Source organism: Pseudorhodoplanes sp., from assembly GCF_059499825.1.
Window position 1 is genome coordinate 159,745 of record NZ_JCABZI010000011.1, and the last position, 25,631, is coordinate 185,375.

General features: G+C 64.1%; 20 protein-coding genes. 4 read left to right on the forward strand and 16 right to left on the reverse strand.

Features of this window, described 5'->3' with window-relative positions:
• Positions 1 to 36 precede the first annotated feature (36 nt).
• The 3 genes from AC5I5I_RS16880 to AC5I5I_RS16890 form a co-directional block, all read right to left on the reverse strand.
• Positions 37 to 1,809 (reverse strand): SPOR domain-containing protein, encoded by a 1,773-nt coding sequence (locus AC5I5I_RS16880; RefSeq protein WP_495975078.1) that lies wholly within the window; start codon positions 1,807 to 1,809, stop codon positions 37 to 39.
• Positions 1,810 to 1,950: 141 nt separating this feature from the next.
• A complete protein-coding gene (gene argS / locus AC5I5I_RS16885; protein ID WP_495975080.1) occupies positions 1,951 to 3,741 on the reverse strand; it encodes an arginine--tRNA ligase in 1,791 nt (596 codons plus the stop codon).
• A gap of 51 nt (positions 3,742 to 3,792) precedes the next feature.
• A complete protein-coding gene (locus AC5I5I_RS16890) occupies positions 3,793 to 4,998 on the reverse strand; it encodes a deoxyguanosinetriphosphate triphosphohydrolase (protein ID WP_495975082.1) in 1,206 nt (401 codons plus the stop codon).
• Positions 4,999 to 5,117: 119 nt separating this feature from the next.
• Here AC5I5I_RS16890 and erpA point away from each other — a divergent pair, with 119 nt between their 5' ends.
• Positions 5,118 to 5,465 (forward strand): iron-sulfur cluster insertion protein ErpA, encoded by a 348-nt coding sequence (erpA, locus tag AC5I5I_RS16895; protein WP_495975084.1) that lies wholly within the window; start codon positions 5,118 to 5,120, stop codon positions 5,463 to 5,465.
• Positions 5,466 to 5,509: 44 nt separating this feature from the next.
• On the opposite strand, the gene AC5I5I_RS16900 is transcribed toward erpA, so the two are convergent.
• The 3 genes from AC5I5I_RS16900 to AC5I5I_RS16910 all read right to left on the reverse strand — a co-directional run bounded on the left by AC5I5I_RS16900 (position 5,510) and on the right by AC5I5I_RS16910 (position 10,881).
• Complete coding sequence (locus AC5I5I_RS16900; RefSeq protein ID WP_495975086.1) at positions 5,510 to 6,472, reverse strand: Bug family tripartite tricarboxylate transporter substrate binding protein; 963 nt, start codon at positions 6,470 to 6,472, stop codon at positions 5,510 to 5,512.
• Positions 6,473 to 6,569: 97 nt separating this feature from the next.
• Positions 6,570 to 9,707 carry an efflux RND transporter permease subunit gene (locus AC5I5I_RS16905; protein WP_495975088.1) on the reverse strand — a complete coding sequence of 1,046 codons (3,138 nt, stop codon included), beginning with the start codon at positions 9,705 to 9,707 and terminating at the stop codon, positions 6,570 to 6,572.
• A gap of 1 nt (position 9,708) precedes the next feature.
• Positions 9,709 to 10,881 carry an efflux RND transporter periplasmic adaptor subunit gene (locus tag AC5I5I_RS16910; RefSeq protein WP_495975090.1) on the reverse strand — a complete coding sequence of 391 codons (1,173 nt, stop codon included), beginning with the start codon at positions 10,879 to 10,881 and terminating at the stop codon, positions 9,709 to 9,711.
• Between the two features lie 223 nt (positions 10,882 to 11,104).
• Here AC5I5I_RS16910 and xth point away from each other — a divergent pair, with 223 nt between their 5' ends.
• The gene (gene xth, locus AC5I5I_RS16915) at positions 11,105 to 11,896 is read left to right on the forward strand and encodes an exodeoxyribonuclease III (RefSeq protein ID WP_495975092.1); all 792 of its coding nucleotides are present in this window, start codon (positions 11,105 to 11,107) and stop codon (positions 11,894 to 11,896) included.
• A 44-nt stretch (positions 11,897 to 11,940) separates the two neighbouring features.
• On the opposite strand, the gene AC5I5I_RS16920 is transcribed toward xth, so the two are convergent.
• The 3 genes from AC5I5I_RS16920 to AC5I5I_RS16930 all read right to left on the reverse strand — a co-directional run bounded on the left by AC5I5I_RS16920 (position 11,941) and on the right by AC5I5I_RS16930 (position 14,923).
• Positions 11,941 to 12,738 (reverse strand): tetratricopeptide repeat protein, encoded by a 798-nt coding sequence (locus AC5I5I_RS16920; RefSeq protein ID WP_495975093.1) that lies wholly within the window; start codon positions 12,736 to 12,738, stop codon positions 11,941 to 11,943.
• Positions 12,731 to 14,455, reverse strand: a complete 1,725-nt coding sequence (gene ilvD, locus AC5I5I_RS16925) for a dihydroxy-acid dehydratase (protein ID WP_495975094.1) — start codon at positions 14,453 to 14,455, stop codon at positions 12,731 to 12,733. Before ilvD ends, AC5I5I_RS16920 begins: the two co-directional genes overlap by 8 nt.
• A gap of 258 nt (positions 14,456 to 14,713) precedes the next feature.
• Positions 14,714 to 14,923: a hypothetical protein gene (locus tag AC5I5I_RS16930; protein WP_495975095.1), complete on the reverse strand. Its 210-nt coding sequence runs from the start codon at positions 14,921 to 14,923 to the stop codon at positions 14,714 to 14,716.
• 123 nt (positions 14,924 to 15,046) lie between these two features.
• Here AC5I5I_RS16930 and AC5I5I_RS16935 point away from each other — a divergent pair, with 123 nt between their 5' ends.
• Positions 15,047 to 15,619 (forward strand): DNA-3-methyladenine glycosylase, encoded by a 573-nt coding sequence (locus tag AC5I5I_RS16935; RefSeq protein WP_495975096.1) that lies wholly within the window; start codon positions 15,047 to 15,049, stop codon positions 15,617 to 15,619.
• A gap of 13 nt (positions 15,620 to 15,632) precedes the next feature.
• Here AC5I5I_RS16935 and AC5I5I_RS16940 read toward each other — a convergent pair whose 3' ends face one another.
• The 6 genes from AC5I5I_RS16940 to AC5I5I_RS16965 form a co-directional block, all read right to left on the reverse strand.
• A complete protein-coding gene (locus tag AC5I5I_RS16940) occupies positions 15,633 to 17,285 on the reverse strand; it encodes a peptide chain release factor 3 (RefSeq protein WP_495975097.1) in 1,653 nt (550 codons plus the stop codon).
• A 140-nt stretch (positions 17,286 to 17,425) separates the two neighbouring features.
• Positions 17,426 to 18,049, reverse strand: coding sequence for a hypothetical protein (locus AC5I5I_RS16945; protein ID WP_495975098.1), 624 nt, complete (start codon positions 18,047 to 18,049; stop codon positions 17,426 to 17,428).
• A gap of 175 nt (positions 18,050 to 18,224) precedes the next feature.
• Positions 18,225 to 19,184 carry a YncE family protein gene (locus AC5I5I_RS16950; RefSeq protein ID WP_495975099.1) on the reverse strand — a complete coding sequence of 320 codons (960 nt, stop codon included), beginning with the start codon at positions 19,182 to 19,184 and terminating at the stop codon, positions 18,225 to 18,227.
• A gap of 11 nt (positions 19,185 to 19,195) precedes the next feature.
• On the reverse strand, positions 19,196 to 19,897 hold the full coding sequence (locus AC5I5I_RS16955) for an NAD-dependent epimerase/dehydratase family protein (RefSeq protein WP_495975100.1): 702 nt from the start codon (positions 19,895 to 19,897) through the stop codon (positions 19,196 to 19,198).
• Positions 19,894 to 20,628, reverse strand: a complete 735-nt coding sequence (locus tag AC5I5I_RS16960; protein ID WP_495975101.1) for a DUF2459 domain-containing protein — start codon at positions 20,626 to 20,628, stop codon at positions 19,894 to 19,896. Before AC5I5I_RS16960 ends, AC5I5I_RS16955 begins: the two co-directional genes overlap by 4 nt.
• A gap of 3 nt (positions 20,629 to 20,631) precedes the next feature.
• A complete protein-coding gene (locus AC5I5I_RS16965) occupies positions 20,632 to 23,454 on the reverse strand; it encodes a valine--tRNA ligase (RefSeq protein WP_495975102.1) in 2,823 nt (940 codons plus the stop codon).
• Positions 23,455 to 23,563: 109 nt separating this feature from the next.
• Here AC5I5I_RS16965 and AC5I5I_RS16970 point away from each other — a divergent pair, with 109 nt between their 5' ends.
• Positions 23,564 to 24,787, forward strand: a complete 1,224-nt coding sequence (locus tag AC5I5I_RS16970; protein ID WP_495975103.1) for an MFS transporter — start codon at positions 23,564 to 23,566, stop codon at positions 24,785 to 24,787.
• On the opposite strand, the gene AC5I5I_RS16975 is transcribed toward AC5I5I_RS16970, so the two are convergent.
• Positions 24,784 to 25,482 carry a PopZ family protein gene (locus tag AC5I5I_RS16975; protein WP_495975104.1) on the reverse strand — a complete coding sequence of 233 codons (699 nt, stop codon included), beginning with the start codon at positions 25,480 to 25,482 and terminating at the stop codon, positions 24,784 to 24,786. The genes AC5I5I_RS16970 and AC5I5I_RS16975 overlap by 4 nt on opposite strands.
• Positions 25,483 to 25,631 lie beyond the last annotated feature (149 nt).

Sequence of the window (25,631 nt, forward strand, 5' to 3'; positions counted from 1 at the left end):
TCTTCGTCCGGCAGACGGCCGCTATCCAATGGAGATTTAGTTCCGTGCGACGACGCACTGGCCGCCGGCCGCCTTCAGGCTCGAGCAGAATTCGTTGGCCGCACTCTGGCTCGAGAACGGGATCTGAGCCCGGTAATAAGTTCCGCGATCGCCCAGATCGGCCCGCCGGATCAGAGGCTGACGATTGCCCAGGACGGAGGGGAATTGCTGCTGCAGCGACTTGAAGGAAGCCTGCGCATCGGCCTCACTGCGCTGGGACGTCACCTGCACGGCAAAAGGACCGCTAGCCGGCGCGCTGGCCGGACTGCCCGGCAAGGGCGTCGGGAACGGCGATCCGCCGCTGGCTCCAGTATCGCGCGGGGTCAGGGCCGCATGGGCCTCCCGCGCGCCCGGGCGCTGCGGCGACACCGAACCCGTGGGGGCGAGCGCCATCGGCGCCTGATCCGCGGTATCCTGCTGAGCCGCCGGGCTGGCGCTACGGGTGTTGCGCTGCGCGGGCGCTTCGCTGCCCTGCTGCGGCTTGATCGGCACCGTACGGATCCGCTTGGGCTCGGCGCCGGAGGGCGCGGTACCGCCGGTCGGCGCCACATTCGCACTCGCCGGCGGGAAAGCCTGCGGGTTCTGACCGGCCAGGAACGGGGAGATGACACGGGGCTGTCCGGGCGCGGCCTGCTGCACCGGCTCTTCCTGACGCGGAACGATCTTTTCGGTCTTCACGCCGATCCGGTCCTGGATCGGCTTGTTGTTCGGATCGGTCGCCGGAACCACTTTCGAGGGCCGGACATCGGCCTTGATCACCGGCGGCGGAGCCACATTGCCCGCCCCGCTGAACACCGCCCGATAGCCAAAGGCAGCGGCAGTTCCGACCACCGCCAGCGCCAGCACAGCCAGAACGGTGACCATCCCGCCGTGCCGCTTCGCCCGCGAATAACCGCTACCGGCTTCCGCCATGGCAGCGGGCGGAGGCGGCGCACCGAAATGGGCATTGGCATAAGGCTGGCCGTGGGGCAGCCCGCCGGCCCGATCGGCGTAAGCCGGATAGCCCTGATCGGCGGCGAATGGCGCATATCCATCCGGGGCCTTCGGATAGGACGGCGCATGATCCTGCGCCCCGAAATGCGGATCGGGATAACGCGGATCGGCATAGCCGTGCCCGGCCCCGTTGGCGTAACGCGCATCGCCATAATCCTGATCGGTATAGCCTCGATCGGAATAGCCCTGAGCGGCGCCATATGACTGATCGCCATAGCGCGGCGCTGCGTAGCGCGGGTCGTCATAATCGGGTTCGGCATAGCGAGGATCGGCCGCGTAAGGCTGATCGCCGTAGCGTGGATCGTCGTACTGACCCGGATAGGCTGTCGTCGCCTGACGCGGATCGGCATAGGACGCGGCATCGAGGTCGGGCGAATAAGGTTGATCGGACGGATAGGCCTGATCCGACGAATAGGCCTCGGCCGACGGTTGGGCCTGTTGCGCACCGGTAGCGCGGCGCGGATCGTAGCGGCTGTCGCCATAGACCACGGCTGTCCCGCCCTGATCCGCCGCATAGGACGGACGCCAGTGCGGAGCACGCTGGTTCGGCTGATGCTCATACGGATCCGGCGCGGCGAAATCCTGATCGGAGACTGGCCGTCCGACCTGGGGCGCAGGCGCGCGCGTCTGCTGTGGATACGGGTCCGACTCGTTCTGCTGACCGATCAGCCGCGCGAGTTCGGCGAGCGGATCGCCTGCCGGCTGATCCGATGACGGCCTCGGCCGTCGGATTGTTTCGTTGTCGCGATAACCGCGCGTACGATCGTTATCCGCCATTCTGCGACCTTCTTCGACCGGGCCGGTTCGATGCAGCCGTCCCTCTAGCTGCATCCACTTCGACGTTACACAGCGGCACGCCCCACGAGGCTCTCAATCAAAAAGCGATTGCCCCACAAGAACCCGCCGCAACACGCGACCTCACCGCATCTCCTCCGGCGCCCCCACGCCAAGCAGTCCGAGACCCGAGGCAAACACGGTGATGACGGCCTGGACCAATGCCAGACGCGCCACGGTTAACTGTTCATCATCTTGTCTAATGAAGCGTAAATGAGGCAAGCCTTTTCCCTGGGTAAAATGGGCATGGAAATCGCTTGCCAATTCATAAAGATAGAAAGCGATTCGGTGCGGCTCATGGGCTTGGGCGGCGGTTTCGATCAGCCGCGGATAGAGCGCGATCTTGCGGATGATCGACATTTCCCCGGCATCGGTCAGCCGCTCGATCGCTGCACCCGAGAGCAGCGCCAGCCGCCCCTCGGCGTTGTCGGGCAGGGTCGGGAACGCCTCGCGCGCCTGGCGGAAGATCGAATGTCCGCGGGCATGGCCGTACTGCACATAGAAGACCGGATTGTCCTTCGACTGTTCCTTGACCTTGGCCATGTCGAAATCGAGCGGGGCGTCGTTCTTGCGATAGAGCATCATGAAGCGCACGGCGTCGGAGCCGACCTCGTCCACGACTTCCCGCAAGGTCACGAACTCGCCCGAGCGCTTGGACATTTTCACGGGCTCGCCGCCGCGCAACAGCTTCACCAGTTGCACGATCTTGACGTCGAGCGCCGCCTCGCCCTTGCTGATCGCCTTTACCGCCGCCTGCATGCGCTTGATATAGCCGCCATGATCGGCGCCCCAGACGTCGATCATGTCGCGGAAGCCGCGGTCGAACTTGGATTTGTGATAGGCAATGTCGGAGGCGAAATAGGTGTAGCTGCCGTCCGATTTCTTCAGCGGACGATCGACGTCGTCGCCGAAATCGGTGGAGCGGAACAACGTCTGTTCGCGGTCTTCGTAATCGTCGGCGGGTGCGCCTTTCGGCGGCGGCAGCCGGCCTTCATAGACTTCGCCTTCGCTTTGCAACTGCGCGATGACGGCGCCGACCTTGTCTTCACCGGTGATGAGCGAGCGCTCCGAGAAGAACACGTCGTGCTTGACGTTCAGCGCCGCGAGATCCTCCCGGATCATCGTCATCATCATGTCGATCGCGGTCTGGCGCACGATCGGCAGCCAATCGCTTTCCGGTTTCTGGTTGAGATCGCGACCGTATGTTTCGGCGAGCGCCACGCCGACCGGCTTCAGATAGTCACCCGGATAAAGCCCCTCCGGGATCGCGCCGATGTCTTCGCCCAGCGCCTCGCGGTAACGGAGATAAGCGGAGCGCGCGAGCACATCGACCTGCGCGCCGGCATCGTTGATGTAGAATTCGCGGGTGACGTCGTATTCGGCAAAGGCCAGCAGGCTCGCCAGCGCGTCGCCAAATACCGCGCCCCGGCAATGACCGACATGCATCGGCCCGGTTGGATTGGCCGACACATATTCCACGTTGACCTTGTTGCGCCGACCGATGCGGCTCTGGCCGAAATCGGTGCCGGCCGCGATCGCCGCGCGCAACGCGCCGAGCCAGGTCGCATGCTTCAAGGTCATGTTGATGAAGCCGGGCCCCGCGATGTCGACCTTCTCGATCAGCGGATCGACGCGCAGCTTTTCGGCCAGCGCGTCGGCGAGTTCGCGTGGCTTCCGGCCGGCATCCTTGGCCAGCACCATCGCTGCGTTAGTCGCCATGTCGCCATGGCTCGGATCGCGCGGCGGTTCGACCGCGATGCGCGAGAGGTCAATGCCGCCGGGCAATACGCCGGCCGCGATCAACGCCTCGTTCGCGGCAACGACGCGGCCAAGCATGGTGGCAAACAGATTGTCGTAATGGATGTGGTTCGCCATCGGCTTTCGCAAAGGTCGGACCGACGCAAGGGTCGGATGAGCGGGCGCGGACTAACGCAGTTCCGGGGTCAAGTCAAAGAAGCGCCGGTGCTCCTGAAGCGCGAAGCGGTCGGTCATGCCGGCGATGAAGTCGCCGACGCGACGCGCGCGCACAGCCGCGTCAGCCCCGGCAAGTCCGCTGCGCCATTCGTCCGGCATGTCGCCCGGCCGCTCCGTGAAATGCCGGAACAGGTCGCGCACGACGATCGCGGCCTCATCCATGACCCGCATGACCCGCTCATGACGATACATGCGCGGGAACAGGAAATCCTTGATCCCGCGTTCGGCCTCGGCCATCGCGGCGGAAAAGGCGATGACGGCATCCGGCGCGTTGCGGAGGTCGTCGGCGGACATCGGCGCCAGTGCGTCCAGCCGGCGCGCGGATTCCGCCGCGACGTCCTCGATCATCCAGGTGATCAGCCGGCGGATCAGTTCATGCGCGAAGCGCGCCGGTTCCAGTCCCGGATAAAGCCTGCGAATCTCGCGCACGATGCCGCCGGCGAACGGCACCTGATCGAGGTCGTCGATCGTGAACAGGCCGGCCCGCAGGCCGTCGTCGATGTCGTGGGCGTCATAGGCGATGTCGTCGGAGATGGCGGCGACCTGCGCCTCGGCGCTGGCATAGCTCCACAGTTGCAGGTCACAGATCGCCTGGAAATCTCGGATCGTTTGCGGCACGCCCCGCTCGCGATAGCGGCCGGTCGCCTTGCCGCTGCGGTCGGTCAGCGGGCCGTTATGCTTGACCAAGCCCTCCAGCGTTTCCCAGGTGAGATTGAGGCCGTCGAAATCGGCATAGCGGCGCTCCAACGCGGTCACGATCCGCAGCGCCTGCGCGTTGTGGTCGAAGCCGCCATAGGGCGCGAGCTCTTCATCCAGCGCACGTTCGCCGATATGCCCGAATGGCGGATGGCCGAGGTCATGGGCGAGCGACAGCGCCTCGGCGAGATCCTCGTCGAGACCGAGCACCCGGGCCAGCGAGCGGGCAATCTGCTGCACTTCCAGGGTGTGGGTGAGCCGGGTGCGGTAATGGTCGCCCTCGTGGAACACGAACACCTGGGTCTTGTATTTCAGCCGGCGGAAGGCGGCGGAATGAATGATGCGGTCGCAATCTCGCCGGAAATCGTTACGGCTGGGGCTCGACGGCTCCGCGACGATCCGGCCCCGGCTCAACGCCGGGTCGGAGGCATAGTGCGCACGCGGAGCGGACTGGATCGCCATGCGGCTGGTTTACGCCCGCATGCGCCGGGCGCAAGGCCCATCCCCGTTACGGCCCGGCGCCCGGCTGGAGCAGCCTTGCGCGAATTGACGGAACCGGCCGGCGCACCTAACTATCGGGTATGACCGAAGCCACCATGACCGCTGGAAGCGTCTCCGTCACCGAACGCGCCGTTTCGAAGATCGCAAAGATCCTGTCGAAGGAACCGGCGGGCGCGATGTTGCGAGTCAGCGTCGAGGGCGGCGGCTGTTCGGGCTTTCAGTACAAGTTCGACGTCGAGCGCGAGCGCGCCGACGACGATCTCGCGCTCGGGCGGGAGAATGCGACGATCCTGATCGACCCTGTTTCGGTCGGGTTTCTGGCCGGCTCGGAGATCGATTTCGTCGACGACCTGATCGGCGCCGCGTTCAAGATTAACAATCCGAACGCCAAGTCGTCCTGCGGTTGCGGCACCAGCTTCTCGCTGTAGCGGGTCCGGGCCGCGCCGGTCAGGCGCGCCCGGATGAAGACACCTCAGTTCACCTTGATCCCGCTTTTCTTCACGAAGTCACCGTAGGTCTTTATCTCCGCGTTGATCAGGGCTCCGAACTCTTCCGGAGACATCGGCATCGTCTGCACACCGATCTTGTCGAGCTTCTCGCGCAAGGCGGGCGCAGCCAGCGCCTTCGTCATTTCGCCATTCAGCTTCTCGGTCACGCCCTTCGGGGTGCCGGTCGGTCCGAGAATGCCAACCCACAGCGTGTAATCCGAATCGGGAAAACCGGCTTCAAGCGTCGTGGGCACGTCGGGCAACAGCGGGGCACGCGACTTGGAGCTCACCGCCAACGCGAGCAGCTTGCCCGACTGGATGTGCGGCAGCGCCGTCGCAATCGGGCAGAAATAGTAATCGACCCGACCGGCGATTACCTCTGACAGCGCCTCGGCGCCCCCCTTGAACGGAATATGCACGGCGTCATAGCCCGCACTGGCGCGGAAACGCTCCGCGCTCATGTGAACGGCCGAGCCGACGCCCAGCGAGGCGAAGTTCAGCTTGCCCGGATTGGCTTTGCCGTAGGCGACGAAGTCCTGAATCGTCTTGATGCCCTTTTCAGGCGAGATGATCAGCACATTGGGCACGCTGCCGATCATCGACATCGGAACGAGATCGCTGTCCGCCTTGAACGGCAGATTGGGGTAAAGCGCGGGCGCAACGGTATGCGCCGAGGAGTGCACCAGCCACGTATAGCCGTCGGGGTCTGACTTCACGACCTGCGCCGCGCCGATGGTGCCGCCGGCCCCGCCGCGGTTCTCCACCACGATCGACTGGCCGAGCTGGGCCTGCAATTGTTCGAACACGATGCGCGGGATGATATCGGTCGCGGAGCCGGCGCCGAACGGCACCACCGCCTTGATCGGCTTCGACGGCCACGAATCTGCAAAGGCCGAGGGCGGTGCTGCCAGCAAAATGAGCAGGGCAAAAAGCGGATAGCGACGCATGCATTGTCTCCGAAGGGTTCGGAGACATGACAGCAAGAACCATGCCGTCGCGCCCGCATTGCGCGGGTCAACAACGAGCCGACGACGATCGCGCGGCCTACTCCGCGGCGACCGCGCGCGGTCGCTCCACGTCGGGCACCTCGACCAGTTGCGGCTCCAGCCGATGCTTGAGCATGCGGTCGAAGCGGTCGAGATAGATGTAGATCACCGGCGTGATGTAGAGCGTCAGCAATTGCGACAGGCACAGTCCGCCGACCACCGCGATGCCGAGCGGCTGACGAAGCTCCGCACCGGCGCCGGCGCCGAGCGCAATCGGCAGCGCGCCGAAAATCGCGGCCAGTGTCGTCATCATGATCGGACGAAAACGCAGCAGCGCGGCTTCGCGGATCGCGGCTTCGGCTGAAAGTCCGACGCGCCGCCGATCGATCGCGAAGTCGATCATCATGATCGCGTTCTTCTTCACGATACCGACCAGCATGATGATGCCGATGATCGCAATCACCGACAGGTCCATGCCGAACAGCCACAGCGTCAGGATCGCGCCGATGCCGGCGGACGGCAGACCCGAAATGATGGTGATCGGGTGAATGAAGCTTTCATACAGGATGCCGAGCACCACATAGGCGGCGAACACGGCTGCGAGAATCAGCAGGCCCTGCCCCTTCTTCACGTCTTCGAACACCTGCGTCGCACCCTGCCAGCTCGACGTGACCGTGGCGGGCAGATTGGCTTCGCTCTCGACCCGCTTGATCGCCTCGTTGGCCTGCCCGATCGAGAAGCCAGGCGCGACATTGTAGGAGATGGTGACCGACGGCTGCTGGCCCTGGTGGTTGACCTGCAGCGGTCCGACGGTCGGCACCAGTTTTGCGACCGACTCGATCGGGATGGTCTGGCCGGTCGACGTCTTGATGCGCAGCTTCGACAGATAGGCCGGGTCTTCCTGGAATTTCGGAAGCGTTTCCATGATGACTTGGTAGTCGTTCGACGGCGTATAGATCGTCGACACCTGCCGCGAGCCGAAGGCGTTGAACAATTCCTGCCGGATCTGGTCGACGGTGATGCCGTAGACGGCGGCCTTCTCGCGGTCGATGTCGACCAGCAACTGCGGATTCTTGATGTAGAGGTCGGTCGTGACATCGCGCAATTCGGGCAGCTGCGCGAACCTGCGCTCGAGCTCGGGCGCCACCTTGTAGAGCACATTCGTGTCGCCGCTCTGCAATGTGTATTGGTATTCGCTCTTGGAGATGCGCCCGCCGATATTGATGTTCTGGATCGGCCGCGGGAACACCTGGATGCCGGGCACGCCCGCCGTCGCACGCATCAGGCGTCCGATCACCGCACGCATCGGCTCGCGCTCGTTCTTTGGCTTCAGCACGACGAACATACGGCCGGAATTGGCGGTTGAATTCGGTCCGCTCGCGCCGACCGTCGAGTTGATATACTCGACCGCCTTGTCCTGCTTGATGATCTCGGCGATCTTCGCCTGCCGCACCACCATGGCTTCGAACGATGTGTCGGTCGCAGCCTCGGTCACGACGATCATGAAGCCGGTGTCTTCGGTCGGGAACAGACCTTTCGGATAGATGTAATAGAGCCAGACCGTGCCGAGAAGCGTGGCGACGGTGATCACCAGCGTGACCGGCTTGTACTTGATCGCCTTGTCGAGCGTCCATTCATAGCCGCGCAGCCAGCTGTTGAACATCGACTCGAACCAGCGCAGCAGGAAGAACGGCTTCTTCTCGGCTTCGTGCGGGTCATGCCCCTTGAGCATGCGGGCGCACAGCATCGGCGTCAGCGTCAGCGACACGAAGCCGGAAATAATGATCGCGATCGAGATCGTCATCGCGAACTCGCGGAAGACGCGGCCGACGATTCCGCCCATCAGAAGGACCGGGATGAACACCGCGATCAGCGACAGCGTAATCGAAACGATCGTGAATCCGATCTCGCGCGAACCCTTCAACGCCGCCTCGAACGGACGCATGCCGCCCTCGATATGGCGGACGATATTCTCCAGCATCACGATGGCGTCGTCGACCACGAAGCCGATGCACAGCGTCAACGCCAGCAGCGTCATGTTGTTGATCGAGTAATCGAGCACATACATGACGGCGAAGGTGCCGACGATCGAGATCGGCACCGCCAGGCCGGGAATGATGGTCGCCGACAGCTTGCGCAGGAACAGGAAGATCACCAGAAGCACGAGCACCAGCGCGATGAACATGTGCCCCTGGACGTCGGCGACGGCCTGGCGAACCGACAGCGAGCGGTCCATCAGCATCTCGACCTCGACCGAAGCGGGGATCGCCGCCCGCAAGGACGGCAGCCGGTCCTTGATCGCATCGACCACGGCCACCGTGTTGGCGTCCGGTTGCCGCTGGATCGCGAGGACGATCGAACGTTCGCCGTTGAACCAGCTTGCGACCTTGTTGTTCTCCACGCTGTCGAACACGGTCGCGACTTCGTTCAGCTTGACCGGCACGCCGTTGCGCCAGGCGACCACCACGTTCTCGTAGTCGGCGGCCTTGTCGAGCTGAGGCGGCGCCTGCAGCGTGATGTTCTGCTGCGGCCCCGACATGGTGCCGACCGGGACCGACGAATTGACCTTGGACACCGCCTGGCGGACGTCGTCGAGCGAAAGTCCGCGCGCAGCCGCCTTTTCCGGGTCGACCTGAACCCGCACCGCGAATTTCTGAGCGCCATAGACCAGCACCTGCGCCACGCCCTGCAGCTGCGAAATCGACTGCGCAATGACGGTGTCGGCAAATTCGTGAACGGCCGACAATGGCAAGGTACCGGACCGCACCGCGATGAACAGGACCGGGAAGTCGGACGGGTTCACCTTGCGGAAGCTCGGCGGGGTGGTCATCTCGACCGGCAGACGCCGCTGCGCGATGGTGAGCGCGGTCTGCACGTCGAGCGCTGCGGCATCGATGTTGCGGGTGAGATCGAACTGGATGGTGATGCGGGTCGTGCCCAGCGAGGACGACGACGACATCGACGAAATGCCGGCGATGGTGGTCAGCTGGCGTTCGATCGGAGACGCGATCGAGGCCGCCATGGTTTCCGGGCTCGCTCCCGGCAGGGTTGCGGTGATTTCGATGGTCGGAAAGTCGACGCGGGGCAACGCGGAGACCGACAGCAATTTATAGGCGAAAAATCCGAACACTATAAAGGATGCGGTGATGAGGGTCGTCATCACCGGCCGGCGTATACAGGCCTCGGATAGGTTCATCTCAGGCTCCAGGCTTCCCCTTGCTGCGCGGAGCGACCCGCGAGCCATCGACGAGTTGCAGCTGACCGTCGAGCACGACTGTCTCGCCTCCCTCCAGTCCCTTGGTGATCACGGATTGCATGTCGATGGTGCGCCCGACAGTCACGTTGCGCACCTTGGCAACGCCGTTCTCGACCACGAATACGAACGGTCCGGCCTGACTGACCTGCACCACCGGGGATGGAACCACCACGGCTTTCTCGTTGCGCAGGACCACCTGCGTATTCACCAGCGTGCCCGGCCACAGCAACTCGTCGGTGTTGTCCATGGTCGCGCGAACCAGGACCATACCGGTCGACGGATCGACCGTATTCTCGATCATCGTCACCTGACCGGGTGCGGCGCGGCTCTCGCCCGGCGGCAGCGCCTCGACGGTCGCGGTCTCGGCCGCCAGCGCCTTGCGAAGGTCGGGCAATTGCCGCTGCGGCAGCCCGAAGGTCACGTAAACCGGTTTGATCTGATTGATGGTCGCAAGCGGCGCGGTGTCCGCAGGGCGCACGAAATTGCCGACCTTCACATTGGCCGCGCTGATACGGCCGGTGATCGGTGCGCGGATCGCTGTCCAGGACAACTGCACCCTGAGATTTTCGAGGGTCGCACGGTTCGAAGCGGCAAGCGCGCTCGCGATATTGACCTGGGTCTGGGCATTGTTGAGCGTGACCTGGGTCACCGCGTTCTTCTTGACCAGTTCGTTGTAGCGCTCCACGTCGCGCTGCGCCTGCTCCTGCTGGGCGACAGCCCCCGCAATCACCGCCTCGACCCGCTTGATCTCGGCATCGAGCTGGCGGTTATCGAGGGAGAACAGGAGGTCGCCGGCATTCACCATGGCGCCGTCCTGGAAATGCACCGCAGTGATCACGCTTTCGAGCCGCGCCTTGATCGCGACGCTTGCAATCGGCGTCACGGTCCCGAGCGCTTCGAGCCTGACAGGGACCTCGCGCAAGGTCGCGGTGACCACCTCGACCGGGATGACCCTGGGCGGGGGCCCCTTCTTCTCCGCTGTCGCGCCTTCGGAATTCCACAGCCGCGAGACCGGACCGGTCACCCCGTCGAACAGCGACGGCTGCACCGCATAGGCGGCAACGCCCACGGCAACCAGCGCGGCCAGCGTGACGGACCATTTCCGAGCGCTCATGGATAATTCTCGACCCGGCGCGAATTCTCCCGCAGGGTTTCCCTCAAGTTTTGTACAGCGTTGACGCGCCCGGGAGTGATCGGGCCGTCAAAACCTCGTACCATATCCATGCAAGAACCGCACCCATCCCGCCAATGTGCGGTAAACACCGCCACCGCGAATTCTATACACGGCCGGACGGCGGACGCCGGTCTTTTCCATTAACTTTTGGCAATCACCCCCGATGCGTATCGCCACCTGGAACGTCAATTCGATTCGGCAGCGGATGGACAATCTCTCCGCCTGGCTCAGTGAGCGCCAGCCGGACGTCGTCTGCCTGCAGGAAACCAAGATCACCGACGAGGCCTTCCCGCGCGATCGGCTCGAGGAGCTGGGCTACAATCTCGCCGTGCATGGTCAGAAAACCTTCAACGGCGTCGCGATCCTGTCGAAATACCCGCTCGACGAGGTCACGATCGGCCTGCCCGGAGACCCGTCCGACGATCATGCGCGCTTCGTCGAGGCCGTGATCGCGCACCCGGACGGCGCGGTTCGCGTCGCGTCAATCTATCTGCCCAACGGCAACCCGGTCGCCAGCGAGAAATATCCCTACAAGATGAACTGGATGGACCGGCTTTATGACTACGCGCGCGAACGCCTTAAGCTGGAGGAGGAGCTTGTCCTTGCAGGCGATTACAACGTGATTCCGGCCCCCGAGGACGTCCACAATCCTGCCGCCTGGGCCGAGGATGCCCTGTTTCGTCCGCCAACTCGCGAGAAATTCCGCGCGCTGACCCATCTCGGCCTGACCGACGCCATCCGTGCGGTGACCGACGCTCCGGGGCTCTATACATTCTGGGATTATCAGGCGGGTGCCTGGCAGAAGAACTGGGGCATCCGGATCGACCATCTGCTGCTGTCGCCGCGGGCCGCCGATCGGCTCACCGCCGCGGGCATCGACAAGCATGTACGCAATTGGGAAAAGCCGTCCGACCACGTGCCGGTCTGGATCGACCTCAATTTAACGGCGAAATAGGGTGCCGCTCCGGGGCAACCCGCATCGGCAGGACGGCCTCGCACTCAGTCCCGCCGGCCCCGCATGTAATTTTCGAGATACAGCACCGCCATCTGGCGCTCGCCGTCGGTGGCCTGCTTGAAGGCCGCGTCATACATCTCGACGACCCACTTCTCGCTCGCGGCACTCTCGCGCGCGAGAGTGAGCCACATCAAGCCACGCGCCGCCTGGCGCGGAACCACGTCGCCCTTGAAGATCAGGTGGCCAAGCAGCGCCTGGGCACGCCCCTGCCCCTTGTTGGCGGCCAGATTCAGCCAGCGCAGAGCCTGGCGCGGATCCTTCGCGACCCCCTTGCCGTCGAGAAACAGCCGGGCCAGTGAATATTGGGCATCCGGATCCCCGAAATACGAGGCGGCATAGGAATACATTTCGCGCGCGCGCGCCGGATCGGCCTTCACCTCAGTATCGGCGATGCCGTCGAGATAGTAATGGCCGAGCTGAACGAAGGCATTGGCGACGAAGCGGGCCTGCGGCAGATGCGGCGCCTCCTCGGCATGGGTGTTGGCGATCCGGCTGAAAAACTGAAACGCCCGCAACTCGTTGCGGGGAACGCCGTCACCGACGGCATACATGCGGCCGAGCTTCCATTGCGCGAGCGCGTATCCGTGATCGGCCGCGTATTGCAGCGACGACAGAGCCTTGTCGTTCTCGCCGGCCTTCAGCGACGCCGCACCGGACCGGAAAGCCTCGATCGGGGTCACATCCGGCCTGGTATTGGCCGGCGTGGTGGTGCCGTCGAACGCGAAAGCCGGCGCGAGCCAGAGCGCGCAGGTCAGAGTGCTGATCCGTGCGAGATTATTCATCCGCATAGCTGATCTTCTCAGCCTTCGCGCCCGGATGGGTGATCGCGCCGCTGACGGCGGGTCCAACCTGCTGCGCGTATTTCCAGAGATAACCGGAGCCGTGGCCGTTATCGCGTGGCGCCCACGTCGTCCGGCGCTTCGCCAATTCCTCGTCGGACAGCTTGACGTTCAGCGTGCCGTTCTCGGCATCCAGCTCGATGATGTCGCCGTCACGCAGCAGCCCGATCGGGCCACCGATCGCCGCTTCGGGGCCGACATGGCCGACGCAGAAGCCGCGGGTCGCACCGGAGAAACGCCCGTCGGTGATCAAGGCGACCTTGTCGCCCATGCCCTGGCCATAGAGCGCCGCCGTGGTCGACAGCATCTCGCGCATGCCCGGACCGCCGCGCGGACCCTCGTAGCGGATGACCAGGACCTCGCCTTCCTTGTAGGTGCGGTTCTTAACCGCCTCGAAGCAGGCCTCTTCGCCGTCGAAGCAGCGCGCCGGGCCGGTGAACTTGAGATTGTGCATGCCGGCGACTTTGACGATCGCACCCTCGGGCGCCAGATTGCCCTTGAGGCCGACCACGCCACCGGTCGCCAGCAGCGGCTTCGAGGCTGGGCGCACGACATCCTGATCCGGATTCCATTTCACGGATTTCAGGTTCTCAGCAATGGTGCGCCCGGTCACAGTCATGCAATCGCCGTGGAGATAGCCGCCGTCGAGCAGAGCTTTCATGACCAGCGGAATGCCGCCTGCTTCAAACAAATCCTTGGCAACATAACGGCCGCCCGGTTTCAAATCCGCGATATATGGTGTCCTTTTGAAGACTTCGGCGACGTCAAACAGCGTGAAGTCGATGCCCGCCTCGTTGGCAATCGCGGGCAGATGCAGTGCGGCATTGGTCGAGCCGCCGGAGGCCGCGACGGTGGCGGCCGCGTTCTCCAATGACTGCCGCGTGACGATGTCGCGTGGACGCAGACCGGAGAAAATGAGGTCCATGACCTTTTCGCCGGCGGTCATGCAGAACTGGTCGCGCATCTCGTAGGGCGCGGGAGCACCGGCGGAATAGGGCAAAGCCAGGCCGATCGCCTCCGACACCATGGCCATGGTGTTGGCGGTGAATTGTGCACCGCACGCACCGGCCGAAGGACACGCCACCTGCTCGAGCCCGAACAGATCCTCGTCGCTCATGGCGCCGACCGAATGCTTGCCGACCGCCTCGAACACATCCTGAACCGTGACCTGCTGGCCCTTGAAGGTGCCGGGCAGGATCGATCCGCCATAGATGAAGATCGACGGCACATTCAGCCGCACCATCGCCATCATCATGCCCGGAAGCGACTTGTCGCAACCGGCCAGACCCACCAGCGCGTCATAGGCGTGGCCGCGCATGGTCAACTCGACCGAGTCCGCAATCACCTCGCGCGACGGCAGCGACGCCCTCATGCCGCCATGGCCCATGGCAATGCCGTCGGTCACGGTAATGGTGCAGAATTCGCGGGGGGTGCCGCCGGCGGCTGAGACGCCTTTCTTGACCGCCTGTGCCTGACGCATCAGCGAGATGTTGCAAGGCGCTGCCTCGTTCCAGCAGGAGGCCACTCCGACCAGGGGCTGATGGATCTGGGCGGTCGTCAGGCCCATCGCATAGAGGTAGGAGCGGTGCGGGGCCCGTTCGGGCCCTTCGGTGACGTGGCGGCTGGGCAACTTGCTCTTCAGATTGGTCTTGGCATCCATTTGGACTCGTTCGCGCTCCCCGCCACGCCTCACGTAACAAACCTCTGTCACGCCGCTATTTCTGACGCTTCCTGTGGGTGAGGCCTATGGCCAAATCGCGGCATCGGGGCAGTGAGACCAAAATGTCTCTAATGTGTGGCGGAGAAGCCACGGGCAACTGGGCCGCAGGCCTAGCGGCACGCGTGACGCGTCCGCAAATGTCATGAGAAACGCCGCCAGGACCCATATCCAGTCCGGGCGAAGACAAAACGATACGATCTACCGGTGTCCGATCAGGCCGACAGCGTGACGCGCTTTGGCGGACGAGGACACCGAAGCGATCGCCGCCGCGATCCGCAGGCGGACCAGCTGATCCTCGAACGGGCTCTCTCCAGGGGTGGCCAGCAGCCAGTTCTTCAACGCCCGGATTGAGGCGCGCTCCGCCTCGCTTGCCGGAAAGGATTTGCGCTTCTGCTTGTTGGTTTGCATCGCACCTGCTCCGATTGAGCCGCCAACGGACGAATCAGCAAGTCCGTTCCCACAAGGCTGAATCACGATTGCGGGACGTCAGAGCCCTCGCCTTTGGCGCCGCCGGCACGGTAAACAAACCGCGTGGCCCCAACGCTGACCCGCTCCTTCTTCGACCGCTCCGTGCATGAGGTCGCGCCCGACCTGATCGGCGCGACGTTCCTGTTCGATGGCGCGGGCGGACCGATCGTCGAGGTCGAGGCCTATCATCACACCGATCCGGCGGCACATTCATTTGGCGGCATGACCGCTCGCAACGCGGTGATGTTCGGACCGCCGGGCATTGCCTATGTCTACCGCTCCTACGGCATCCACTGGTGCGTCAATGTCGTGTGCGAGGCGGAAGGCTCCGCCAGCGCGGTTCTGATACGCGCGCTGCAGCCCACGCAAGGCGTTGCCGCGATGCGGCGCAGGCGTGGACTTGAGGACGAGCGGCTGCTGTGTTCAGGACCGGGACGCTTGTGCGAAGCACTGGCGATCACAGGCGCCGAGAATGGCCTTCCGCTGAACCGTCAGCCTTTCGAACTGCGCGCGCGCGCAGCGGATGTCGACATCGTGAAAGGTCGGCGCATCGGCATCACCAAGGCGGCTGAATTGCCGTGGCGCTACGGGCTGAAAGGCTCGCGGTATCTCAGCAAACCGTTCCGCCAGCCGTGAAGCGACCGACGCGTCAGCCCTTCGCGGGCCCTCCGCTTTTTACGTCCTTGATGTCGGTGAAGACGACGCCCGGTGCGCGCTCGCGCGTGTAATCGAGATTGAACTGATTACGGGCGAGGAAGACCGGATCGCCGTCGAGATCGTCGGCCACGCTTGAACCGTTGTTGCGCACGAAGGTGTCGAAGGCCTTGGCGGCCTCCTTGGGGTCACCCTTGCCGTCGGATGCGATCCAGCGCGCCAGCGTAAACTCGCTCTGGTCCCAGCTCACCTCCAGGCCGTATTCATCCATCAGCCGCACCCGCAACACGTCGAGCTGCAGCGGACCGACCACCCCAACCAGCGCCGGCGAGCCGTCATGCGGCCGGAACACCTGCACCACGCCCTCTTCCGCGAGCTGCTGCAGCGCCTCTTTGAGCTTCTTGGCCTTCATCGCATCCGGCAGCCGCACACGACGCAGGATTTCAGGCGCGAAACTCGGCACCCCGAGGAAGTTGATGTCCTCCCCCTCAGTCAGCGTGTCGCCGATCCGCACCGAGCCATGATTGGGGATGCCGACCACGTCGCCGGCGTAAGCTTCGTCCGCCACCGAGCGGTCCTTGGCAAAGAAGAATTGCGGGGCGTTGAGTGCGATCTGCTTGCCGGTGCGGACCTGCTTGACCTTCATGCCACGCGTGAGCTTTCCTGAGCAAAGCCTTGCAAATGCTATACGATCCCGATGGTTGGGGTCCATATTGGCCTGGATCTTGAACACAAAGGCCGACATCCGCGGCTCTTCCGCTTCCACCATCCGCTTGTCGGCCTTCTGATCGCGCGGCGGCGGCGCAACACGCCCCAACGCATCAAGCAGATCGCCAACGCCGAAATTCCTAAGCGCGGAGCCGAAGAAGACCGGCGACAGATGGCCTTCCCGAAAGGCCTGCATGTCGAAACCGCGGCAGGCCTCGCGCACCAGTTCGAATTCGGCCTCGATCGCCGACGCATCGAGATTGGGATTCAGCGCGGCGACGTCACGAATGCTCATCTCGCGCAAGGTGCCCGCCTTGCCGGCATCGCCCTCGAGCAGCCGCACGCCGCCGCTTTCGACCTCTATCGTCCCGGTGAAGTCACGCCCCTGCCCGATCGGCCAGTTGATCGGAGTCGTATCCAGCGCCAGCGTCTTCTCGATCTCGTCGAGGATTTCAAACGGATCGCGGCTCTCGCGGTCCATCTTGTTGATGAAGGTCAGGATCGGGATATCGCGCAGCCGGCAGACCTCGAACAGCTTGCGGGTGCGCGCTTCGATGCCCTTCGCGGCGTCGATCACCATCACCGCGGAATCGACCGCGGTAAGCGTGCGGTAGGTGTCCTCCGAAAAGTCCTCGTGGCCCGGCGTGTCCAGCAGATTGAAAACATGGTCGCCGTATTCGAACGTCATCACCGAGGTGACGACTGAAATGCCGCGCTCCTTCTCGATCGCCATCCAGTCGGATTGCGTGGTCTTGCGGTTGCGCTTGGCCTTGACCTGCCCGGCGAGCTGGATCGCGCCGCCGAACAGCAGCAGCTTCTCGGTCAGCGTGGTCTTGCCGGCGTCCGGATGCGAGATGATGGCGAAGGTGCGCCGCCGCTCGATCTCGGCCGCGAGTGGCGATTGTGGCGTCTGCGCTTCGGCGCGGGCGGGCATGGTCATGGGGGCGTTGTAATGACTGGCCCTGAGGATTCAACCCCGCAGACCGGCACGTGGCACTGAACCCTCCGGCAAAGCCGCAACCGTCCGGGGGCTCCGGGCAGACCGGTCCAGATCCTCGTGCCGAACGCTCCGGCCGTCCCTCAATCGTTCAGGAATGTCGGGCAATGGCCGTGCGCCTTTGCCCATGCCTTCAAGTCGTCGCGCGTGACCTCGGTATTCCAACCCGGATTGGCCCGCTCCTGCGCGATCATTTCCTTGGTGGCATGCGCCTTCGGACTGATCGGCAAGGCACCCGATTTAATGGCGTCGAGAAGCGCCGCGGTCCAGGCCGCCGATTCCTGCGTATAGGGATGGCCCGGTTCGATCTCGCACCACAGCCGCGATGCGTTCGAGACGTTCAGCTTGTTGACCAACTTCCATGCGGCGTAATTGGGCTTGCGCGGCGTGTGCGCCACAACGGTGGCGCTGGTATTGACCTGCGTCAGCATCAGTTGCGCGACGCAAAGAATGATGCCGGCCACGATCGTGCAATAGCCGCCCATCAGCGCGAGCGGCACGGATACGCCCTCCTGGATCGCCCAGAGCGTACAGCCGACGGCAAACAGCAGCGCGGCGGCCAGGGGAATAATCTGCGACGGGCCGATGCGGCTGCGGAGGCTGAGCAGCAACTCGCGAATTCCATCGAAGCCTGCGACCGGCAACGGCGCAGCGAGAACAGCCGAACGAGCCTGTGATGTCACCTTGGACGTCTGATGGTTTGCCATGATTGCTCTTGGTCAGGTCAACGGAAGGAACCACGCAAGCGACGAATCGAACACCGTGCGCGTCAGTTAATCCAATGCATCGATTTGCGGCAACTGATGACCGCGAACATCGTGCAACGTGGATGGATGACAAACTTCGCGAATCATGACTCGCACATCCGCGCGCCGATCATCCCTATTGATAGGCGATAATGTATTCGCACCCCGAGGCAGTCGCGAATTCCCGCGTCACGCGCCCTGTGGCCAGCTCGAATTCCAGCACCACAGCGTCGTCGTGGCAGCAGAGATAGGCGTGTCGCGCATCTTGTGCGAATCCGAATCCCATCGGCGCCTTGCGCGTGGTGATCGAGGCAATCTGCCGAAGCGAAGCCGCCTCAAAGATCGCGGCGTGATGGTCGAGCAGCGACGACACGCAGACGAAGCGGCCATCCGGCGAAACGCGCACGCGCTTGAGCTGGTTCGGCCTGCCCTCCCCGCCGGTGATCGTGATAGTGTGGCGCAGACCTCCGTTCGCCGCATCGAAGACATAAAGCGTCGGCGTCCGGTGTGCGCAGACAAACAGAGTCCCGCCATCCGGGCTGACGCACAGTCCTTCGGCCAGATCGGGAATTGGCAGATGCGCAGTCACCTTGCGCGTCGTGCGGTCAATCATCGCCACGAAGTCTGAGGTCTTGCAGGACGCAAACACCTTGTCCGCGGCATGGCTGATCGCAAGCCAATGCGCCGCCTTTCCGGTGTCGATCCGCTCCACGCCGCCGGTCGCCGGATCGATGACCAGCGCGGCGTTGTCCAGTTCGGCCGTACACCACAACTTGCCGTCGCGGTCCAGCATCACGCCATGCGGCGCGACATCGGCACCCGCATCGATCATCCGCAGGATCGCCTTGCGGTCGAGGTCGATCAGCGCGATGCGGCGATCGGGATTGGCGTTCTTGCCAAAGATGCCGCCACCATACACCGAGGCGAAGACGCCGCGGCCGTCACCCGTCAGCACCATCTCGTGGGTCGAGGCCGGCATCTCGATCTCGCCGGTCATCGCCAGACTGGCCGCGTCGAAAAACTGCACCCTATTGGCAGTCTTGCAGGTGACGACAAGCCGGGCGCCCCCCGGCCGGTTGTTGGGATCGACAATCATGGCTTACCGACTCACGGGTTCATCCGGAAGGAGGGGTCGAAGTCGAGTCCGCGCCTGGCTTTCTCGCTCGAGACTGCGCCATCATCTTCGGCAACATTGTAGATGCCCGGCCGGCCCTTCGACAGCGCCAGCAACGCAGCCTGTGCCGCCGCGTCGACATGCAGCGGTGCCGCACCGTTCGGCTCATCCGACCATGTGCCCGGACCGTAGAGGCGGCCGTAACGCAGGACAATGCCCGCAATGCCGGGCGTGCCAGTTACGGCCTGCTCCAGCGCGATCACGCCGGTCTGGGCCGGGTCGATCGGGCTGTCCTCGGTCAGCGGACCCTGCCCCGGCGCATAAGCGAACGCGATGCTCTGCGCAATCACCCGCTTCACATTGTTAGTCAAAGCGGCGTCGACGAGATTGCGCGTGCCGGCGATGCGCAGCCGCGCATTGGCTTCGAGCGCCCTCGGCAAAGACGTCGTGTCGATGGTCTGCGGCAGGTCGGTGAGCTGATGGATGATGACATCGGGCTGAACCGCATAGACGGCAAGCTTCAGCTTGTCGGCATCATAGGCGTCGACCAGCACCGGGACGGCGCCGATCGCCCGCAGCGCCGCGGCTTTCGCCTCCGAACGGGTTGTGCCCGCAACCTCGTGGCCCGCGCGACGCAGCAACACGGTCAGGCGGCGGCCGACCACGCCGGTGGCACCTGCGAGAAAAACTTTCATGGCGTCAAACCCGGCATGCGATCGAGCCCCGCACGCATTTTCAGGTCGAGCAGCAGACCGGGCGGCACAGTGTCGAGCACCGGCGTCACCGGCAAGCCGCCCGCGGCCAGCATGTCGGAAACCCAGTGATTGCAGACGTTGAAAATGTGGAAGGCGCCGGTCGCACGAAAGAACAGGCTCGGTCCATACAGGCCGCGGCCGAGGACCTGCAACGCCGGGGGATCGCCGCTCAATTCCACACTGGCATTGAGCGCGGACAGCATGCGCGTGAAACCGGCATCGCTCAGTGCGACACGAACGATATCGGCAGACCCAAAGACCTGACGCGGCGTATCCGGTAGCCCAACCACATGCACCACCGACTTGTTGTTCGGTGAGAACAGCGCCTTCACCGCAAGGCCGATGTCGAGGTCGGCCACGGTCGGCACGGCCGCATAGAAGTCCTGCTCGCCCCAGCCGAATTCGATGAAGGGATAGCCGCCGAACCGTTCGGCGACCAGGATCAGCGCGACATCGCCGGAGCGTTGCGCCGCCGCCGCAAGCTGCGCGGTCGAAACCGCAATGCCGGAATGGTAGCCGTGGCTGACGACAAAGATGTCGGCTGAAGGTTCGCCCGGCTTCGGCGGCCATAGCGCCGGATCGGCCTGGCGCGCGGTGGCGCCAGCCAGCACGATGACTGCAAGGGCGATCGCCGACAAGCCGTATCCGATGCCGCGGATCAGCCGACGCATGCGTTACGCCGCTCCCTGCAGCCGCTCCAGCGCCTCCAGGATCTTGGACTTTCGCGCTTCGGCTTCCTCGCGCTTCTCCTTCTCGCCCTCCACCACCTCCTCGGCGGCATTGGCGACGAATTTCGGATTGTTGAGCTTCTGGTCGACGCGGGCGATATCGGAGTCGGCCTTCGCCAATTCCTTCTGCAGCCGGGCGCGCTCGGCGTTGAGGTCGATCACGCCCTTGAGCGGCAGAGCGGCCACTTCTCCGCGCACCAGGAGTTGGACCGCGCCATCCGGCGCCGTCTCGGTAAAGACCAGTTCGGAGATGCGCGCCATCCGCTTCACCAGATCAAGCCAGCGGCCGGCGCGCGCACGGGTCTCGTCCGACACGCCGACCAGAACCAACGGCATCATGGTGGCGGGCGGAATGTTCATCTCCGAGCGCAGCGAGCGCACCGACGATACGAGATCGACCACCCAGCCGACCTCTGCTTCGGCCGCCGCATCGTCGAGGCCGTCATGCGAAGGCCAGGCGGTGAGCGCGAGCATGTCGGCGCGTTCGTCGCCCTTGCGCGACAATTCGACCTCGCTGCCGGTCATGCGTTCCGGCTCGACCGGAACCGGCCCCGTCACCCACCACAGTTCTTCGGTGACGAATGGCATGAACGGATGCAGCAGCTTGACGATCTCGTCGCGCGCCCAGGCGACAGTGGCGCGGGTCTCGACCTTTGCATCGCCGTCCGGTCCGGTCAGCACCGGCTTCACCAGTTCGAGATACCAGTCGCAATAGATGTTCCAGACGAAGCGGTAGGCTGCGCCCGCCGCCTCGTTGAAGCGATAGGCCTCGATCGCCGCGGTGATCTCGCGCGTGGCCTTCGCGGTCTCGTGGGCGATCCAGCGATTCAGCACCTGTTTGGCGTTGCGCGGCGAGAATTCCGGCACGGTGACGCAGCCATTCATCTCGGCGAAGCGCGCGGCGTTCCAGAGCTTGGTGGTGAAGTTGCGATAACCCTCGACGCGCTGCGCCGACAGCTTGATGTCCCGGCCCTGCGCCGCCATCGCGGCCAGCGTGAAGCGGAGCGAATCGGCGCCGTACTGGTCGATCAGGTCGAGCGGGTCCATCACGTTGCCCTTCGACTTCGACATCTTGGCGCCCTTCTCGTCGCGGACGAGCGCGTGGATATAGACGGTGTGGAACGGGATCTGCTCCCTGAAATGCAGCCCCATCATCATCATCCGGGCGACCCAGAAGAAGATGATGTCGAACCCCGTCACCAGGACATCGGTCGGATAATAGCGCTTGAGTTCGGGCGTCTCCTCCGGCCAGCCCAGCGTCGAAAACGGCCACAGGGCGGAAGAGAACCAGGTGTCGAGCACGTCCTCGTCGCGCGTCAGATAGGCCGCGCGGCGGCCCGCATCCTGCGCGATGGCTTTCGCCTCTTCCTCGGTGATGTTGCCATTCATGGTGTCGAAGCCCAGCGCCTCCGCCACCGCCTCGTCCTCACTCTCGGCGACATAGACGCGGCCATCGGCGCCGTACCAGGCCGGGATCTGGTGGCCCCACCAGAGCTGGCGCGACACGCACCACGGCTGGATGTTTTCCATCCAGTCGTAATAGGTCTTTTCCCAGTTCTTCGGCACGAATGCGGTGCGGCCATCGCGCACCGCGGCGATCGCAGGTTGCGCCAGGGTCTTGGCGTCGACGTACCATTGATCGGTCAGGAACGGTTCGATCACCACGCCGGACCGGTCGCCATGCGGCACCATGTGCGTGTTGGGCTCGATGGTGTCGAGCAGGCCCTTCTCTTCCATGCGCGCAACGATCGCCTTGCGCGCGGCGAAGCGATCCATGCCGTGCATCGCAAGCGTTTCGTCGAGATCGGCCGATGCGTCGAGGCCCGCAAGAAAGTCTTCGTTGTCCTTGAGATTCAGCTTCGCTTCGACGTCGAGGACATTCACCATCGGAAGATCGTGCCGTCGGCCGACCTCGAAGTCGTTGAAGTCATGCGCCGGCGTGATCTTTACTGCGCCGGTGCCCTTTTCGGGATCGGCATAATCGTCCCCGACGATCGGGATACGGCGGCCGACCAGCGGCAGGATCGCGTTACGCCCGATCAGATGCTTCAGCTTCTCGTTTTCGGGATGCACCGCGACCGCGGTATCGCCTAGCATGGTTTCCGGCCGCGTGGTCGCAACCACGATGAACTCGCCGGGAATGCCTTCGATCGGATATTTGAGGTGCCAGAGATTGCCCTTGACCTCGACCTGCTGCACTTCGAGGTCGGAGATCGCGGTGAGCAACTTCGGGTCCCAGTTGACCAGCCGCTTGTCCTTGTAGATCAGCCCCTGCCGGTACAGTTCGACGAAGACCTTGAGCACGGCCTTCGACAACCCCTCATCCATGGTGAAGCGTTCGCGCGACCAATCGCAGGAGGCGCCGAGCCGCTTGAGCTGGTTGATGATGGTGCCGCCGGATTCGGCCTTCCACTCCCACACTCGCTCGAGGAACTTCTCGCGTCCCATGCTGCGGCGGTCGGGCTGCTGGCGCTCCATCAACTGCCGCTCGACCACCATCTGGGTGGCGATGCCCGCATGGTCGGTGCCGACTTGCCAGAGCACGTCCTTCCCGCGCATGCGCTCGAACCGGCACAGGATGTCCTGCAAGGTATTGTTGAGCGCATGGCCCATATGCAGCGAGCCGGTCACATTCGGCGGCGGAATGACGATACAATACGGCTTCGCATCGGCGCGGTCCGGCCGGCCGGCACGGAAAGCCAGGGCATTCTCCCACGCCTGTGAAATGCGCGGCTCAACGTCGGACGGCTGATAGGTCTTGTCGATCATCTGGGAATTCGGGGTTTCTGCGTTTGGCACGCGCGGGCTACAAAGCCCGCCGCCATGTAAACTGTCAACAATCGCGCGAACCTTCGTATTGCGGTGAAACGTTAAAATCGTGGCCAATCCCGCTGCCGTCTCGAGCCCGAACCGGGCCATTTTTCTCCTGTCGCTTGCCGGCTTTGCCAGCCAGGCGATGGTGCGGGTCTCGGACTCGCTGCTGCCGCAGATTGCGACCGACCTCGCCGTCACCATCGGCGCGGCGTCGATCGTGGTGATTGCCTACGGGCTCGCGCACGGCGCGGTGCAGTTATTCGCAGGCGAAATCGGCGACCGTTTCGGCAAGTATTATTCCGTCGCCGGCTTGAGCGCGATCGCGGCCGCGGCCACGGTCCTGTGTGGGCTGGCGTTCTCGCTCTCCGAACTCGTCGCCTACCGGCTCCTGTGCGGTCTGGCGGCGGGATGCATCATCCCGCTGGCCATGGCCTATATCGGCGACGTGGTTCCCTACGATCAGCGCCAGCAGATCCTCGGCCGCTACCTCACCGGCCAGATCTCCGGATTGCTGTTCGGTCAGGTCGCGGGCGGCGTGCTCGGCGACATGTTCGGCTGGCGCAACGTGTTCTTTATTCTGGGCGGGATATTCGCGCTCGCGGCGGCGGCCCTGATCGCAGAGCTCGCGTTCAACCCGGCCACCCGCGCTTCGAGCGCCCGTCCGGAGCGCAAGGGCGGCCTGATCGCGGAATACAAGGTCGTGCTCAGCTCGCCCTGGGCGCGGTTCATTACGATCTGCGTCTTCGTCGAGGCGGCGCTGCTCTATGCGGTGCTGTCCTTTGTGGGCGCCGACTTGCATCTGCGATTCGACCTCAGCTTCACGATGGTCGGACTGGTGGTGGGCTGTTTCGCCATCGGCGGCCTGATCTACACATTCGCCGTTCGCATCCTGGTCAACCGTCTGGGTCAGATCGGGCTCGTGATCACCGGCGGCGCCCTGGTCTCGATCGGTTTCCTGACGCTGTCATTCCAGCCCGTGTGGTGGTTCGCACCGCTCGCGACCACGCTGATCGGGCTGGGCTTCTACATGGTGCACAACACCTTCCAGACCAACGCAACCCAGATGTCGCCGCAGGCACGCGGCACCGCGCTCGCAATCTTCTCGTCGGCGCTTTACATGGGCATTACCGCGGGCGTGGCAGCGGCGGCGCCTATCGTCGACCGGTTCACAGCAGTGCCGGTCTTTCTGACCTCGGCGGTCGGATTTCCGTTGCTCTGCGCGATATTCGCGCGCGGTCTGATGAAGCAGCGGCGGGCCGAAGCGCAGCCGCCCTCGCCTGTCGTCTAGCGGCCGCGCGAGACCCGCTCGATCTCGGCACGCACCAGCCGTTCAACGAGGCTGGGGAGATTGTCGTCGAGCCATGATTTCAACATCGGACGCAGCATGTCCTTGACCAGGTCGTCGAGCGTTCGCGCGTTCTGGCTCAGCACGGTGTGCGTCAACGATGCGAAGGCGGAATCGACCGCGGCCGTTGCCGACCGCGAGAGCAATGGCCGGTCCATCTCGACCTGCTCCGCGAGCGTTTGCCGCGCCGCTTCCAGGGGATCGTATGCCGGCGTCTCGTCCTGCATGGCGAACGCGGGCATCTCGGGCTCCGGCTCCGGTTCGACGCGTGGCGGAAGACTGTCGGCGAACACGACATCGGCCTGTGCATCGATCGTCGTGAAGGACGGAGCCGATGATACCGGTTCGGGCGCGCGCATATCCTCGGTCAGATCAAGGATATCGGGTGCCTCCTGCCGCATCTCTGGCGCAGGCGGTGCGGCCGCCGGAATCTCGCTCAGGAATTCGACCGGAGATGGCGCCATCGCCGGCATCGGTGCCGGTGCGGCTGCGACCACCGGGCTCGGAGCCGGCGCCGGAGGCGGTTCGGCAAATGCGGCTGGCTGAGGCGTTTTGGCGTCATCGTCTGCGATGATGCGACGGATGGAGGCGAGAATCTCCTCCATTGACGGTTCATGCGATTTTGCCGGCTGGTTCATCCCGCCTCGTCACGCTTCTGCGAAATTCGTCAATTTCCGGTGCGACAGCGACGCCGAAGGTCCGTATCGCACAACGCCGAATCAACGCATCACTATCGCTGTTTTTGCCGGGCTTGGGGAGTATCGCACGCGAACTTCGAACCGTAATC

Coding starts and splice junctions, on each gene's coding strand:
- ilvD (WP_495975094.1), bottom strand. CDS start 14,455: ATGGATGCCAAGACCAATCTGAAGAGCAAGTTGCCCAGCCGCCACGTC.
- AC5I5I_RS16955 (WP_495975100.1), bottom strand. CDS start 19,897: ATGAAAGTTTTTCTCGCAGGTGCCACCGGCGTGGTCGGCCGCCGCCTG.
- AC5I5I_RS16880 (WP_495975078.1), bottom strand. CDS start 1,809: ATGGCGGATAACGATCGTACGCGCGGTTATCGCGACAACGAAACAATC.
- AC5I5I_RS16945 (WP_495975098.1), bottom strand. CDS start 18,049: ATGGCAAACCATCAGACGTCCAAGGTGACATCACAGGCTCGTTCGGCT.
- xth (WP_495975092.1), top strand. CDS start 11,105: ATGCGTATCGCCACCTGGAACGTCAATTCGATTCGGCAGCGGATGGAC.
- AC5I5I_RS16920 (WP_495975093.1), bottom strand. CDS start 12,738: ATGAATAATCTCGCACGGATCAGCACTCTGACCTGCGCGCTCTGGCTC.
- erpA (WP_495975084.1), top strand. CDS start 5,118: ATGACCGAAGCCACCATGACCGCTGGAAGCGTCTCCGTCACCGAACGC.
- AC5I5I_RS16950 (WP_495975099.1), bottom strand. CDS start 19,184: ATGATTGTCGATCCCAACAACCGGCCGGGGGGCGCCCGGCTTGTCGTC.
- AC5I5I_RS16930 (WP_495975095.1), bottom strand. CDS start 14,923: ATGCAAACCAACAAGCAGAAGCGCAAATCCTTTCCGGCAAGCGAGGCG.
- AC5I5I_RS16940 (WP_495975097.1), bottom strand. CDS start 17,285: ATGACCATGCCCGCCCGCGCCGAAGCGCAGACGCCACAATCGCCACTC.
- AC5I5I_RS16965 (WP_495975102.1), bottom strand. CDS start 23,454: ATGATCGACAAGACCTATCAGCCGTCCGACGTTGAGCCGCGCATTTCA.
- AC5I5I_RS16900 (WP_495975086.1), bottom strand. CDS start 6,472: ATGCGTCGCTATCCGCTTTTTGCCCTGCTCATTTTGCTGGCAGCACCG.
- AC5I5I_RS16960 (WP_495975101.1), bottom strand. CDS start 20,628: ATGCGTCGGCTGATCCGCGGCATCGGATACGGCTTGTCGGCGATCGCC.
- AC5I5I_RS16910 (WP_495975090.1), bottom strand. CDS start 10,881: ATGAGCGCTCGGAAATGGTCCGTCACGCTGGCCGCGCTGGTTGCCGTG.
- AC5I5I_RS16890 (WP_495975082.1), bottom strand. CDS start 4,998: ATGGCGATCCAGTCCGCTCCGCGTGCGCACTATGCCTCCGACCCGGCG.
- AC5I5I_RS16975 (WP_495975104.1), bottom strand. CDS start 25,482: ATGAACCAGCCGGCAAAATCGCATGAACCGTCAATGGAGGAGATTCTC.
- argS (WP_495975080.1), bottom strand. CDS start 3,741: ATGGCGAACCACATCCATTACGACAATCTGTTTGCCACCATGCTTGGC.
- AC5I5I_RS16905 (WP_495975088.1), bottom strand. CDS start 9,707: ATGAACCTATCCGAGGCCTGTATACGCCGGCCGGTGATGACGACCCTC.